A 15,544-nucleotide genomic window follows, 5' to 3' on the forward strand; every position below is an offset into this window, starting at 1 on the left:
ATGCATCTTATGAGCTTTCTTGTTGCTATTTCTGAAGGGAGCTTTCCGATAACGCTACCGCTCATTTAATCGGACGATTTATTGCAATAATGTAAGTTATCCCTTTCCTTTACATGATATCAGTTTTGATAATAACTGATCAAAAACATAAAACCATAAAGATTATGATACGTAAAAATTATCTAAAAGAGCTCGGAATGTGGGGGCTTATAGGTGTGTTGTTCCTGCTGTCATCTCCTTTTGTTCAGGCGCAAGAAGGAAGTATAAAACGCACAATTACGGTAACAGACCGAGAGGGCAAAATAGCACTACCTGGCGCGACGGTAACAAATATCAACACAAAAGCAACCGGCACGACATCAGCGGCAGGGATTGTCGATATCAAAGCATCGGCCGGCGATTCGATATCCGTTCGGATGATAGGCTACCTCGAAGCGACGGTGGTCGTAGGCGATGACCTATTGGTGAAGGTAGAACTCCTTCAGGAACAGGAAACTATCGGCGAAGTCGTTGTTACCGCGTTGGGTATCAAGCGTGAAACCAGGGGGCTTACATTTGCGACGCAACAACTCGGTGCTGAAGCCGTAAATGACGTGCGCGATAATAGTGGAAATGTCATGAGTAGCTTAACAGGAAAGGTCGCGGGTGCAACCGTCACTACTTCTTCTACTGGGCCGGGAGCTGCGGTAAGGGTTGTCCTTCGCGGAAATAAGTCTATATCTGGAAATAACAATGCTTTGGTCGTGGTGGATGGCGTGCCGTATGACAACTCGCCAGGTGTACAGGCCACCGGTACAACACCTAATTACGGAACGAGCGACGGTGCTGCGAACATTAACCCCGACGATATTGAATCTGTAAATATTTTAAAAGGCCCTTCTGCCGCGGCACTTTACGGGAGCCGGGCCGCGAATGGCGCCATAATTATCACGACAAAGCAAGGGCGTTCTGGACGCTACCAAATTGATTATAACGGCGGCGCTTCCATCGATCAAGTAAATATGTTGGCTCAATTTCAAAACACCTACGGACGAGGTAATGGAGGTGTTGAAGGAACCAATGTTGGGGAAAGTTGGGGTGCGCCAGCGACAACGTATGCTGATAATGTGCGTAACGTATTTCGGCACGCGACCACTGTGAATAACAGTATCAGTGCCTATGGCGGAACCGAGAAGATTAACGGTTACATGTCGTATTCCAACAATAATATCGGCGGGATTACGCAGGGAAATGACTTGAAACGCAATACGGTCAATGTGCGGTTGAATACAGAGCTAATTCCAAGATTGCAGACGGACGTCAAGCTGAACTATATGAACCAGCAGATTGATAACCGGCCACGGTTGGGCGATATGGGGCTGCCCGTTGAAGCTTACATTATGCCTCGGGATATGAGCAATGAGGAAGCCCTGAATTTTGAAACCATAAATCCTGTTAATGGGCAGCCTCGACGAGCATATTGGTCCGGATCTACCTTGTATGATAATCCGTACTGGAGCATAAACCGAACCGCAGTAAACGAAGTACGTGATCGGATTACGGCGCTGGGCAGTGTCAGCTACCAACTGACGCCGGGATTAAATTTGTTAGGACGCTACAGCTATGATAAATATAACGACGTCACCTATGGATCTTTTTACGATGGTACCGTTTCTCTCGGTGATGTCAGAGCGGGTGGAAAATACTATGAGACACACAGCAGCTATTGGGAGCAAAATCTAGATCTTCTACTGAATGGTGAACATAAATTAACAGGGGATATTCAACTTCATTATAACGTGGGGACAAGTTTTCTCCGTCGGAATTACGATACGTACCAAAATATGGCCAATGGGTTATCTATTCCCAACCAATTTTCCCTAATGATGGCAACTACGCCAGAATTTTTACTGGTAAATAGGTACATCCGTCAATTAAACTCTGTATATGCCAGCGCTCAGCTAGGCTTTTATGACAACATCTTTTTAGACCTTACGGCACGTAACGATTGGTCATCCACTCTGCCAAGTCCGCATAGCTATTTTTACCCGTCTGCTGGACTTTCGGTTGTATTTAATGAGTGGTTGAATATGCCTAGCTGGGTAACGTTTGGCAAATTGCGCGCATCCTACACGCAAGTTGGTAATGATCCCGCTACTTACTTGTTAAATCAGCTGTATAATTTCACGCTGGGTGCACAGCGAGGCTTCGTGTCCAGAAGTGCGACGAAAGCTATTCCAGACTTAAAGCCAGAACAAACAAAATCCCTTGAGGTGGGATTGAATATGAAATTTTTTGAAAGCAGATTGTCTGTGGATGCTACGTATTACAAGAGTAACACGATTAACCAATTATTGTTCTTGGCATTACCCATGGCCAGCGGCTTCGGAAGGGAATATATCAATGCTGGGAACATCGAAAACAGCGGATTTGAAGTGCAACTTTCAGCGACGCCGATCCGAAAACAGACGTTTTCGTGGGTTACGGATGTTAATTTTTCTACGAACCTAAACACAGTTATTGCATTGCACGAAACGACCAAGCGGGCAAACATTACCGATAACGCTCGGTATGCTACGGTGGTGGTAAATGAGGGCGAACGCTATGGCGATTTATATGGATACGTTTGGGCGCGCGATGCCGCTACCGGCAAATTTCTGGTCGATGCGCGAGGGTTACCGGTGGTGGAAGCCAACCAAAAATTAGGAAACTTTAATCCAGATGCATTGATTGGCTGGTCAAATAGCTTCACCTATAAAAACTTTACTTTGCGTGGCTTGATTGATGCGCGTATTGGCGGCGAGATGGTCTCGGGCACAGCGGGATACCTCGGCGCTTTTGGTGTCGCGGATTTTACGGAACAACATCGTGAAGGAAACTGGGTGATCGATGCCGTAACTGCCGATGGGCAGGCGAATACCACAGCTATAACCGCACAACAATTTTGGACAGCGGTATCGCAAGCCGGACGTGATGGCTGGGGAGAGTTCTTTACCTATGATATGACCAATGTTCGGATGCGCGAATTGGCATTGACCTATAAATTTAACCTGGAATCGGTTAAAGCAATCAAGGCAGCACAGGTGGCACTCACGGGACGTAATCTCTTTTTCTTCTACCGTGGTAAATCGAAATTGGATATCCCGGGATTAGGGAAAATAGATAATCCTGTTGATCCAGAGGGCGCATTGGGTGCAGGAAATTACCAAGGTGTGGAGGTGGGCCTGCCACCTGCGGTAAGGACATTCGGCTTAAATGTAAAATTAACTTTTTAATTGATTACGTATATGAAAAAACATATTTTATACACACTTGCTGCTGTCCTATCGCTTACAGGATGCACAGAAAGTTTCGAGGATTACAATACAGATCCGAATAATTTAACCGAAGTAGGGGAGCGCGAGCGTCCTTTTATGTTTGCCAAGGCGCAGTCTTCTGCCGCGATGAACCGCTCTTTTTACCAAACGGTACAAAACCTCGGTCCAGATCTGTATGCGCAGTATTTTGCACTCACGACAACGTCTTTTACAACAGACAGGTATCAGCTTGTACCCGATTGGCAACGCCGCTTTTGGACGGTCATTTATGTGGATACCGCTCCTCAGCTAAAGAGTATTTTAGATAACGTGGAGCCGAATTCTGGCGAAGGGGCTTTAGCAAATATTGTATGGGTATATGCTTTTCACCGACTGACCGATCAGTTTGGTCCGGTTCCCTATTTTGCAGCAGCGGAGCCACAACAATCCATTCCATACGATGCTATGGACCAAATTTATGATGATTTCTTTGTACGACTCCGTGGGGCGGTAGATGCACTACAGGCATTACCAGCCGACACCCGAATTTACCAAGGATATGAGTTGATGTATGATGGCAATATCCAGAACTGGATTGCCTTTGCCAATTCGTTACGTCTGCGTTTGGCGCTTCGCATTTCTAACATAGATCCAACGCGGGCGAGGGCAGAAGCTGAGGCTGCCGTAGCAGCAGGGGTCATGCTCACAAATGAGCAGAATGCATCGCTATTAAAATCCTTAAATGGGAACGACACGAATGGCCTTTCGCAGGTTGGGACTTGGAACGAGTTTTCGATGAGTTCTACTATAGCCTCCTATCTGAAAGGATACGAGGATCCAAGGTTGGCAGTTTATTTTCAACCCAGTGTTGCTTCCGGTACTTACAACAGCTTGCGAAATGGGATAAGCGCTGCAGATCTTGGAAATGTTCGGAATCAGGCTGCGGCCAACTCCAATATTGGGCGCTATTGGGTGCAGTATAGTGATGATGTGCCGGTGGGTATGCTTGTACAGCGCTTTCATGTAATGGCAGCAGCAGAGTCGTATTTTCTTCGGGCCGAAGGCGCATTAAATGGATGGAATATGGGCGCTGAGGCCCGTCAGCTTTACGAAGAGGGAATTCGGATGAGCATGGCGCAATGGGGATTAGCTGATGGCGCTGCGATTGACAGGTATATTGCCTCAAATAATTTGCCGGTAGCTCCCGGAGACTTTCATAATTCGCCAGCAGTAGGCACGACGCCTATTGCCTGGTCTGCCGATGTCACGGTTCAGCGTGCGCAAATTGGTGTACAAAAATGGTTGGCTATTTTTCCCGATGGCATGGAGGCGTGGGCAGAGTTTCGTCGGTCAGGTTATCCTGCTATGTATAATTTAGTTGTATCGAACAATGCTGATCTCCCTGTCGGTAACTTTATCAAACGCTTGCCTTACCCATTGACAGAACAAACAAATAACCTAGCCGAGTTAGAACGCGGTAGGGCGCTTCTGGGGGGCACCGATAATGCGGCAACAAAACTGTGGTGGGATGTCCATTGATCATGCATCCCGTGAAATTGCTGACCTAAAACGTTGGGTGGATACGAAATACGCCGCGTTAAAATCGGAGCGGCAACGCGGTTCGGAGAAGCAATCTTTGGCATCACTTTTAGACGATCTTCTGCAGCTCGATGCGATGCCACTCGCAGCCCTAGAAACAATCGTTTTGCAAGAATTTGACGAGAAATATTATAGGCTGCTAACGCTTGTCTTCCAAAGCCAAGAAGGAGTTTTCGTTCCAGCAAATCTCTACATCCCGACTGGCCCTGGGCCTTTTCCAGCCCTACTAAATAGCCATGGCCATTGGCATGGTGGAAAAGCGGGCGATATCGTGCAGCAGTCGGCTCAGCGTATGGCACGTGCAGGTTATGTCGTATTATGTATCGATGCCTGGGGCGCAGGAGAGCGAGGAAGTCGGCAGAACGATGAATACCATGGCGCAAATCTGGGTGCAGCTCTTTTTGATGTCGGCACATCATTGCTGGCTTTACAGCTGATCGATAATAAACAAGCGTTGAACCTGCTTTGCAGTTTGCCCTTCGTAGACGAAAACCGTATTGGTGCCTTTGGAGCCAGCGGCGGAGGGAATCAAACGCTGTGGATAACAGCATATGACGAGCGAATAAAAGCGGCTGTACCTGTCGTTAGTGTAGGCACGTTTGAAGGCTATTTATTGCAGCGAAATTGCATATGCGAGTTATTGCCAAATGGGTTACGCGTTTTGGAAGCAAAAGACTTGCTCAGCAGGATTGGTCCGCGGTCTGTACATATGATTTCAGCTACTCGAGAGGATATTCCGGCTTTTCAGTCTGCACAAATGCTGCGCGCCTATCAAGAGGCACACGCAGAGCAACTAAACAAATTCGGCAATTCCTATCTGAGCTATCGACTGTTTGAGGAGGGACACGATTTTTCGCCTGCGATGCAAGAGGAAGCCTTGCTGTTTTTTAATGAGAAAATGGGATGGAAGGGTCGAGGAGCTAATAACAAGTATAGCCGTCAAGAAGCAGCAAAGCTTCACGTTAGGACATTGCTCGATGCTAGACAGGGCCTGATGGGCACGCTGCATTTCGTCCAATGGCGATACGATAAAGCACGCGCGTCTTTAGATAGCCAGGCTAATATTTCAAAAGATGCCACCTTACGGGCACTTCATAAGGTGCTGGCGCTACCTGCCAATATGGGAATTAAAAATATTGAAACCGTAGCAGGACATACAGGCGATTGGGAACGAACGGTGCTGATAACAGACGATGATTATGAGATCCATTTACTCACCAAAGAGGGTGCAGTGAGCCTTCCTACGCGATTACATATGCCGGCGATGGGTATTGCTTCGGTCAGCGAGGCAGACATGCAGTCGTTTGCGCAAGATCAAGCAACTGTGGTGCTGATCGACCTCTTTGGTATGCGGGCACAGCGGACAACACATATGGCGGCGCTCGACCAAGATCTACCGGCTTTTCATAGTTTAGCTCGCACACTGATGTGGCTGGGAGAGACATTGATCGGTAGATGGGTGGCTGACATGCGGCTCGTGGTGGATCACCTTCATAAGAAAAAAGCAACAACCATACATATGCTTGCCTATCGGGAGACATCGCTGGCAGCCCTGTGTTATCAAGCACTTTATCAAGGTGCAGCACGGCTAGCGTTATCTGAACCTGCGCTGAGCTTAATGCCCAAGGAAACAAATTCAGCAACGATTCCCTTCCATATGGCTACACATGTCCCAGGTATCATCACTTGGGGCGATGTATCTATGTTAAGGGCATTGATCGAGGCGCCGATAACGATAATAGAACCAATCGATACAGCAGGGAAGATATTGTCCAGCAAACAGATCGATGATCTAGGTGAACGGGTATCGGTATTGAAAAACAAATTAAGAGCATAAGTTTAATGAAATCAACCAACTTTTTATATGGCAACAGATAGAAGATCATTTTTAAAGTTATCTGCCATGGCGGGACTGGGTTTGGTCGCCGCGAATGGATGTAACGTAGCAAACAAAGAGCAAGAAGGAACAAAATTAAGCAGCATTCTGAAGGAAGCAGAAAAAGATTACAAACCTATTTTTAACATGTGCGGTTATGCTGCGCCAGCAATGGAACGGGTGCGTATTGGCTTTATTGGCGTAGGCAATAGGGGGGCTGCTGCCGTAGAACGTATGAGCAGAATTGATGGTGTAGACATTCAAGGAATCTGTGATGTACGGATGCAGAAAGCGGAAGAAGCAAAAACGCGCATCGTGGCCGGAAACCACGAAGCGAAGATTTATGCAAGTAGCGATCAAGCTTGGAAAGAACTATGTGATCGGACGGATGTTGACCTGATCTACGTGGCAACCCAATGGGCCCTTCATGCCGAGATAGCAGTTTATGCAATGGAGCATGGCAAGCATGTAGCATTAGAAATTCCTGCAGCAACAACTGTCGAAGATTGTTGGCGACTTGTCATGACGAGCGAAACAACCAAGAAGCACTGTGTCATTCTCGAGAACTGCTGCTATGACTTTTTTGAACTGCTTACGCTAAATCTTGCGCGCCAAGGGTTCTTCGGTGAAATCGTTCATTGCGAAGGCGCTTATATTCATGATATCTTGAACAGCTTTTTCGAAAAAGATGCGCGCTATGATTTATGGCGTCTCAAGGAAAATGCGGAGCGTAATGGCAACTTGTATCCCACACACGGGATTGGTCCCATCTGTCAGATTTTAAAAATCAACCGTGGTGATAGAATGGAATACATGACCGCTATGGCGTCCAAAGATTTCTCGCTGGGTAATAAAGCAAGGGAAGTCGCGGCAACGGATGAAAGCTTTAAAGATTTCGTGGACAGGCCTTTCCGCGGAAATATGAATGTATCCAGTATTGCGACGAGTAATGGCAGCACCATGATGTTGCAGCATGACGTCAGTACGCCAAGACCTTATTCGAGAATTCATTTAGTAAGTGGGACTAAAGCCTTCGCCCAAAAATACCCCTTGCCGGGGAAAATTGCCGTTGGGCATGAAGATTTTCTAGACGAGCAAGCTATGCGCGAGTTGGAAAAAAAGTACACACCCAATATTGTCAAGCAGATTGGCGAACTGGCGAAAAGCATAGGCGGGCATGGCGGAATGGATTTTATGATGGATTGGCGATTGATAGATTGCCTGCGTAACGGACTTCCGGTGGATATGGATGTTTATGATGCTGCTTCGTGGAGTGTGATTGGGCCGTTAAGTGAATGGTCTGTAGCTAATGGCTCGCAACCCATCGCTATTCCAGATTTTACAATGGGCAGGTGGCAGGGAAATAAAGTACATGAAATCAATCTAGAATCCGGTGGAACAACAAAAGTGATCAATACAAATCTATAAAAATCAAAACGAAATAAACTGTGGAAATTCAAACCTACGAAACAAGAAAGGCGCTCGGGCAGGCAGCTGGACAACAGGGAGCGCGACAAATTAAAGAAGCTATTGAAAAACAAGGAGAAGCGAATATTATCCTCGCAACTGGGAATAGCCAGTTCGAAACCATAGCAGCACTGGTTGCCGATAAGACTATCGATTGGTCTAAAGTACGCATGTTCCATTTAGACGAATATATAGGCATGTCTGTCACACATAAAGCTAGCTTTCGGAAATACCTGACAGAACGGTTTTTAGATCAGGTGTCACCCTTGGCGGAAGCGATATTGATTAATGGCGAAGATCATCCGGAGCAGGAATGCAAGCGGCTTGAGAAAGCTATATCTGCACATCCTATTGATGTTGCCTTTGTTGGGATCGGTGAAAATGGCCATTTGGCTTTCAACGATCCGCCGGCTGACTTCGATAATGATCGATCTTACCTAGTGGTTGACCTTAACGCGCAATGTCGGCAGCAGCAATTAGGCGAGGGATGGTTTAGCACCTTGGAGCAAGTGCCTCGACAAGCCATATCAATGTCCATCAAGCAGATTATGAAATCCAAACACATCATTTGCTCTGTACCTGACCAACGCAAAGCACAAGCGGTGAAGGATTGCTTGCTGGGGGGGATCACAAACCTAAACCCGGCAAGTATCTTACAACAACATCCGGATTGTACGTGTTATCTTGATAGAGAATCTGCCTCGCTGCTATAAGACGATGCAATACCGGCGGTTGCATTGTACCAACCGGAAAATCAAATAATAGAAATCTTCTTAACGGCAGGTAGCCGTCGAGAAAATAAAGGGCACCCGATTTATTCTTCCCGATAAAAACACACCGAGTCGCGTTCGATAAGGGTGCAGGGAAGGGTAATTTCGTGTGCCTCAAAATTTTTGTTTTTGATGTGTTTTATCAATAGTCGGCAACTTTGTCGACCTATTTCCAAGGCTGGTTCTTCAATTGTTGTGAGGTTTGGCTCAATAATCGTTGCAATGGGGTCGTTGGTAAAGCCGATGACAGCGAAGCTTCTACCGATATCCAGTTGCGCTCGTTTGAGTGCCTGTATGGCGCCTACTGCTTTCCTGTCGTTTACTGCAAAAATGCCATTTGGTGGCGTTGGTAAGGCAAGAAGTTTTTCAGTGTCTGCAAATCCATCTTGCTGGCTAAAGTCCGAAAAGACTACATAACGGTCGTCTATAGCTATCTTCGCTTCCAATAATGCAGTACAGTAGCCCCGCAACCGTTCCTGTGTGAAGGCTAGCTCGGCCGGCCCTGCAAGATGCGCAATACGTGTAAAACCGCGAGATAGCAAGTAACGGGTGGCCATGTAGGCTCCATCAAAATCACTCTGCATTACTTTTGACGCCGTAATGTCCTTTGGAACGCGGTCAAAAAATACAAGTGGCACGTCGTTGTCTAACAAACGCTTAAAATGGTCACTCATGCTGGAATGTGATGATATGGAGATTAACAATCCATCTAAGCTGGTGGTGGCTATATTTTCCAATAATTTTTTTTCACGTGCCACATCATCGTTGGTTACATAAAGTATAATGGTATAGCCATGTTCGTAAGCCTCTTCTTGTATACCAGATATAACCGTAGCGAAGTAATAATTCGTGATAAAAGGAAGCACCACACCGATGTTTTTGGTGTTGCCAGAAGCAAGTGCAGCTGCGTTATTGTTTCTTTTGAAATTTAACTTCTCTGTTAAATTGATGACGCGCTGTCGTGTCTCTGGATTCACATCATGTGCATCGCGCAGCGCTCGTGAAACGGTTGATACCGATATACCTAAGGCTTGTGCAATGTCCTTTATCCCAAAACGCTGTTTCATTACGATGATCTATATACAATTTTACTAAAAAAAAGACAATTCCCTTACCTCATTTTTCTACGCAGAGGTGGTATTGATTGAAGATTTATCCCCCTTCTTTTTGGAATTGCTATTTCTCCGACAACAGGATTTTCAGCTATTTCTTTATTCATAATAATTATTCCACGACATTGCTGTCTTTTTGCATGATCTTTATTTATTTTAGGCGGCAACTAACTAAAAATGACGGCCACTATGATTGCAATAAGAAAATACGCAGTGCGGCTAGTGATCGTTGTAACGAGTTTCTTCGTTATATCATGCAATGAAGTGACGAAAAACGCGAAAGATACAGGTGGTTTGGAACATGTTGTGCAAGATAGAGAGCGGCCCAACGATAGGAAAGAGCATACCAACGATTCGCTAGTAGTACCAACGGACAGAAACGCGCGATTACCGGTGCACGAGACCTGCCAAGAACCATATGGTGACATGGAAGTCGGTTTTACGACAGTCTGTTTTTGGTGGAATGCCGATTTGGAAACCGCCTATGCACGGTTTCGGACGAAGAACAGCGACAATGATGATGGCCGATTTTTGGAACGCCGATTGCCGAAAACGGCTACGCATATCGTTGCCGGAAGCTACCCGCTTGAAATTAGGTATGCTCGTATGTCTACCGATAGCTTGTTGATCGATTTGTTTTTTCCAGGAGGTGAAACGCAGATTATCTTCGAAAAGAAAACCAACGGTGTTGAAGTTCGGACGTTGCATGCTCCCGATTGATCTTCGTATCGTGTAGCACGAGAAGATGCGGCAGGCCGTTTAAGGAGCCTGTTTGGTAATCGACTGAAAGAGCGCGCTATATTCGTTGACCATCTTTTTCCAACTGAAGGTACGAAGGGTAAACAACCGGTATGCTTTTCGATGTTTGGCGTGGAGGCTTTCTTCCTCCAAGAGTTTCCTAATGACCGTTTGCCATGCCTGTGGGTTTTCGTGAAGCACGTGAAGACCATTTTTTTCATGTACGACCGCGTCGGTAATACCTTCGATATCCGATGCCAGCACCATTGTGCCGCACATGCTGGCTTCTAGGCATACCAGTCCAAATCCTTCCATATCGCCATCGATCTTAATATTGGGCATCAGAAACGCTTGGGCATGTGCCAATAATACCTGCAGATCTTCCAACGGCAGTTTGCCTACATGCTTCAGCCGATGCGCATCTTTATTTTCTTGAAGCAACCTACGGATTTCCTGCTGATCGGAAGGGAAGCCTGTGAAGAGCATGAAAAGATGCTGCCACGACTTAGGTAACCATTGCAGCCACTTCTCTTCTTTTGTTTTTTCGTGCTTGAAGGGACCGGCCATCACGAGCATAGCCTCGCACGGAAGATGGGGCAGTACCTCGCGGATAAACCAAGAAAAGCCTTTTCGCTTGACTGGACGTCCAACCATAACGAGGATTTTTTTGTCAATGGGTATGGCATATTGCTGGCATAAGTCCGACCACCTATCAGGCAAATGATCTGCTGGCACGCTATGGTCAATCCCGTTAACGATAACGGAGACCTTATGTGGGTTGATACCACGCTGAACGATAGCTTGTGCGGTAGCTTGACTTACAGCAATGATGTGATCAAAGCGGTTGAAACGTTTCAAAATAAAACGCTGATAGATGCTTAACGGGAATACCACATCCAAACCATGTACAGTCACTACGCGCTTGATATGAGCATAGCCACTGTGCCATAGGCTCAACGACGCAATAAGACCATCGTTAAAATGGATTAGCACGATGTTTGGATGACTGTGCACCGCTTTGAGTATACGATCATTAAGCCGCCTAAAAAATTGCAGGTAGCTTTCCGTTCCTTTGTATACAATTTCGTGAACTATGGCGCATTCCCGCATTCCGTTGATAAGCTCATAGCTCTGTTTTTCCATACCGCCAGTAGCGGGCGGATGTTTATGGCTAACGAATAGTATTTCCATGTTCGTTCAGCGGTAAGGAGTGGGCTTTTTTTATACCGGCATAGCACAGTATGCCCACGAGTATCCAAAACAGTTGACGCGATCGACGTAACAGGGTTACTGCCAGCCAAATGGCTGTGGTGTGTATACCCACGGCTGTGAGCACGAGTTTGTTTCCAAGCTCTTCGACGCCCAATTGGCCCGGCACCACGGCGCCCAAGCTCTTCACGATCACGACGCCCATATCCAAGAGCAATCCATGTATAATCAAGATATCATAGCCCAGAAATTTTAAGATGAAATAAAATTCCAAACTGCCTACCACCCAATGTAGTGCGGATAGCAGGTAAGCACCCCAAAAGATAGCTGGTTTCTGTTGGTAAAAGCGCTGCGCTTTTACCAACAGTATGCGTAGACGCCAAGTGAATTTTTGCCAGATATTTTCCGGTATGGCCCCAGGTGAGTGGTTTGCTACGGTTTTTCGGTGCAGCGTGTAAAAAAGCAAAAGCTTGACAAGAAATACGGATATAGCCAAACCAATCAATAGGTAGGTGAACAGTCCTGACATATGCACTACCGGAAAAAACAGAAGCCATGCTATGGCGGCGATAAGCAGCAATAGTTGGGAGAGCACCACTGTTATTCGCGAGATTACAATGGAGGTTGCCGCCGTTGCTTCAGGGATGTCGTAAGCTTTGAGCAATTCGCCCTTCAGCAAATCGCCCCCAACTATACTTGTAGGATTGTATAGGCCCACGGTTTCTCCAATTTGTCGCACGCCGAACAGTTGGAATATATTGATACGCTTTCTTTCTTCCACGAGGCATATCCACCAAGCCCAGGTGCCCAAGAGGTAAGCAATAAAGGTGCACAGCAGCAAATACAGCAAACGAAAACCTATTTTTTCTATTTCTTGCAGCACCATCAACATATTGGTTTGCACAATGAATACCGCCAATGGTACGCTCACGCAAGTAAGCACGATGATTTTCTGCCACTTTTTGTTTTTTAGCAAGCTGTCCATACCAGGCTGCGGGTTGTAGCGTTGGCTAGCAATTTCACATCTTCGAAATAACGTTGCACGAGATGTTCCCAATCCAATGCCCGCACTTGGGCTAGAGCAGCGTTGCTGATTACTTGGTGTAGCTCAGGATCCCGTAATAAGAGAGAAAGATGAATAAGGTAATCTTCAGGGGCCTTTGGTATACATTTGTACCCATTGTGTCGATGGCGTATCAAGTCAGCGCTACCGCCGCCATCAGCGATGACACAGGGAAGGCCCGATGCCATGGCCTCGATGACGACGTTGCCGTAGGTTTCCGAAGTGGATGTGAAGACGAAAGCGTCACAAGAAGCATATAAAATGGCCAATTCCCTATGTTCAAGTTTCCCAAGAAAGTAGGCCTCTGGCATATGCCGCTGCATCTCTTCCTTGGCAGCACCGTCGCCGGCAATAATGAGGTTATGCGCCAGCCCATTTCTTTGCAGGTGTTGGTAGATTTCGATGAGCGTCTGTATATTTTTCTCCCATACCAATCGGCTGGCAAATAGTATATTGGGCTTGGTATTCCCTGTAATTTTTTGCACAAAGCACAGATCCCTTTTTATGGGATTGAAAAGTGTCAGGTCGATACCACGTTGCCATAGGGTTAATCGCTGGCTGGAAACACCTAGGTTTTCCAGTTGTTTGGTCATCGATTCCGATGGCACGTAAACTGTCGAGCAGCGATTGTAAAACTTTTTGCTAGCGGCGATCATCCAGCGCTCCACGGGCTTTATAAGTGCGGGGAATTTTCGGAAGTAGTAAGGTATATACGAAATGAAATTAGTATGGTAAATGCTAATGACTGGTATATTGCGCTGCTGTGCGTAGCGCAATGCGAAAAAACCCAATAAGGAAGGCGTAGCAATATGGACTACATCTGGTTGGAAGTTGTCCAACTCCTGCTTCAGCTGTTGCTTCACAAACAAAGGTAGGCTGAAGCTGTAATCCTTGTTCAGTGTCGTATTTAGCGATGGAATTTTGAGCGATTCATGGGTAGCCACACGTTTAGGACCTTTCCCGTAGACGAAAAGATAGGAAAACCGATGGGGATCAATTCGGTTGATGATTTGGAACATAGTACGTGATGCGCCATCAAATTCTTCAATAAGTATCTCCGCAAAAAATGCCACTTTTACCATATGATCAGGTTTCGTTGTTTTTTTCGAAGATATAGGATAGATATGTAGTTAATATATATTGATTATTAATGATTTATGAATTTTCACCGTATTGTTTACATTTTCTGTATGATTTTTCCATAAAAGCTTCACCTAGAATTTATGCAGGGCTAACATAAGGCCCTTAGCTTTGGAAATATCAACTACCTGATACAGATGAGTATACACCCTATTCGATCAAACCGATATCAATGGGCACGACAATTTGCTGTTCTTGTTTTGTTGGGAGCGTATGTATGTCCGATCAAAATCAGTCAGTCGGCGATTTATGATCCCTTTGGATCTTGGGCGCCACTGACGGGCGAAGGAAGCTGCAGGGAGGGTGAGCTGAACTTATTGACGTATAACATAGCAGGTTTACCGGAGCTGCTATCCGGTGCCAAAAGTCCGCGTGCGTCAAGCATGGTGGAAATAGGCGTGCGGATGGCTGCCTACGATATCATAAATGTGCAGGAAGATTTCCACTACCACAAAGAGCTGTACAGGGGGGCGAATAAGCATCCTTATCGTACGGCTCATCAAGATCGATTGCCTTACGGCGATGGTTTAAACACGCTGTCGAGATATCCAATTTTATTCACAAAACGTGTTGCTTGGCTGGATTGCAGCGGCGCAGATTGCCTCGCTGCAAAGGGCTTCTCCTTGTCACGCATAATGGTAGCCCAAGGGGTAACCGTCGACGTCTATAATGTCCATGCCAACTCGGAAGATAACCCGCGCGCGACACTGGCAAGGCGCAACAACATGAAACAACTGGCTAAGTATATTGCCGAAAATTCTGACCAACAGGCATTGCTTTTGATGGGCGATTTTAATGCACACTATGCAGCAGCCTGGGATAAATTGCATGATTTCGTTCTCAAAAATAGGCTCACGGATGCTTGGGTCGTGACGAAAAGAGAGGGACGAACGCCGCCCGTGGTAAACGATTTTACTCCTCCGGATAAGCTCGGGCTCACGGATAGCTGTGAAAGCATTGATAAAATATTCTTTAGAAATAGTGCCTATCTAGCATTTACTCCCTGCTCGTATAAAATTCAAAAACAGTATTTTTCGAATCGCTATGGTCAACCCCTATCCGACCATTGTGCCGTTTCGCTTTCCATGAAATGGAAAAGGCTGAAAGGTAATATGCTGTTGAACGTCCACTGATGTACCATTCGTAAAGTAAATGCTGCGAAATGAAGAGTGGTTGTGACCCCCTATACTAATTGAAACGGAGCCTACATCATGTAGCGTGAAGGGTTGATTAGTAAAAAAGACCTAAGTTTCTCCGGCTTAGGTCTTTTCTATAGTGATAATGGTAGTCCGCTC

General features: G+C 46.1%; 11 protein-coding genes. 7 read left to right on the forward strand and 4 right to left on the reverse strand.

The window, feature by feature from the left end:
* Positions 1-164: 164 nt before the first annotated feature.
* From IE165_RS07935 to IE165_RS07955, 5 genes are read left to right on the forward strand one after another with little or no spacing between them, the layout of a single operon-like run.
* A complete protein-coding gene (locus IE165_RS07935; RefSeq protein ID WP_229826446.1) occupies positions 165-3,254 on the forward strand; it encodes a SusC/RagA family TonB-linked outer membrane protein in 3,090 nt (1,029 codons plus the stop codon).
* 12 nt (positions 3,255-3,266) lie between these two features.
* Entirely contained in the window at positions 3,267-4,814 is a 1,548-nt protein-coding gene (locus IE165_RS07940; RefSeq protein ID WP_189626073.1) for a SusD/RagB family nutrient-binding outer membrane lipoprotein, read from the forward strand.
* A complete protein-coding gene (locus IE165_RS07945) occupies positions 4,804-6,711 on the forward strand; it encodes an alpha/beta hydrolase family protein (RefSeq protein ID WP_189626074.1) in 1,908 nt (635 codons plus the stop codon). The genes IE165_RS07940 and IE165_RS07945 overlap by 11 nt, the downstream gene beginning before the upstream one ends.
* A 27-nt stretch (positions 6,712-6,738) precedes the next feature.
* On the forward strand, positions 6,739-8,178 hold the full coding sequence (locus IE165_RS07950; RefSeq protein ID WP_189626075.1) for a Gfo/Idh/MocA family protein: 1,440 nt from the start codon (positions 6,739-6,741) through the stop codon (positions 8,176-8,178).
* A 20-nt stretch (positions 8,179-8,198) separates the two neighbouring features.
* Complete coding sequence (locus tag IE165_RS07955; RefSeq protein ID WP_189626076.1) at positions 8,199-8,930, forward strand: glucosamine-6-phosphate deaminase; 732 nt, start codon at positions 8,199-8,201, stop codon at positions 8,928-8,930.
* A gap of 101 nt (positions 8,931-9,031) precedes the next feature.
* Here IE165_RS07955 and IE165_RS07960 read toward each other — a convergent pair whose 3' ends face one another.
* Positions 9,032-10,054, reverse strand: a complete 1,023-nt coding sequence (locus IE165_RS07960; protein WP_189626077.1) for a LacI family DNA-binding transcriptional regulator — start codon at positions 10,052-10,054, stop codon at positions 9,032-9,034.
* 234 nt (positions 10,055-10,288) lie between these two features.
* Here IE165_RS07960 and IE165_RS07965 point away from each other — a divergent pair, with 234 nt between their 5' ends.
* Entirely contained in the window at positions 10,289-10,819 is a 531-nt protein-coding gene (locus IE165_RS07965; protein ID WP_189626078.1) for a hypothetical protein, read from the forward strand.
* Between the two features lie 39 nt (positions 10,820-10,858).
* Here IE165_RS07965 and IE165_RS07970 read toward each other — a convergent pair whose 3' ends face one another.
* From IE165_RS07970 to IE165_RS07980, 3 genes are read right to left on the reverse strand one after another with little or no spacing between them, the layout of a single operon-like run.
* The gene (locus IE165_RS07970) at positions 10,859-12,028 is read right to left on the reverse strand and encodes a glycosyltransferase family 4 protein (RefSeq protein WP_189626079.1); all 1,170 of its coding nucleotides are present in this window, start codon (positions 12,026-12,028) and stop codon (positions 10,859-10,861) included.
* Entirely contained in the window at positions 12,009-13,031 is a 1,023-nt protein-coding gene (locus IE165_RS07975; protein ID WP_189626080.1) for a lysylphosphatidylglycerol synthase transmembrane domain-containing protein, read from the reverse strand. The genes IE165_RS07970 and IE165_RS07975 overlap by 20 nt, the downstream gene beginning before the upstream one ends.
* Positions 13,016-14,191, reverse strand: coding sequence for a glycosyltransferase family 4 protein (locus IE165_RS07980; protein ID WP_189626081.1), 1,176 nt, complete (start codon positions 14,189-14,191; stop codon positions 13,016-13,018). Before IE165_RS07980 ends, IE165_RS07975 begins: the two co-directional genes overlap by 16 nt.
* A 195-nt stretch (positions 14,192-14,386) precedes the next feature.
* On the opposite strand from IE165_RS07980, the gene IE165_RS07985 reads away from it, so the two are divergent.
* Entirely contained in the window at positions 14,387-15,382 is a 996-nt protein-coding gene (locus IE165_RS07985) for an endonuclease/exonuclease/phosphatase family protein (protein ID WP_189626082.1), read from the forward strand.
* Positions 15,383-15,544 lie beyond the last annotated feature (162 nt).

Origin of the sequence: Sphingobacterium griseoflavum (assembly GCF_014653155.1) — a bacterium.
Taxonomy (GTDB): domain Bacteria; phylum Bacteroidota; class Bacteroidia; order Sphingobacteriales; family Sphingobacteriaceae; genus Sphingobacterium; species Sphingobacterium griseoflavum.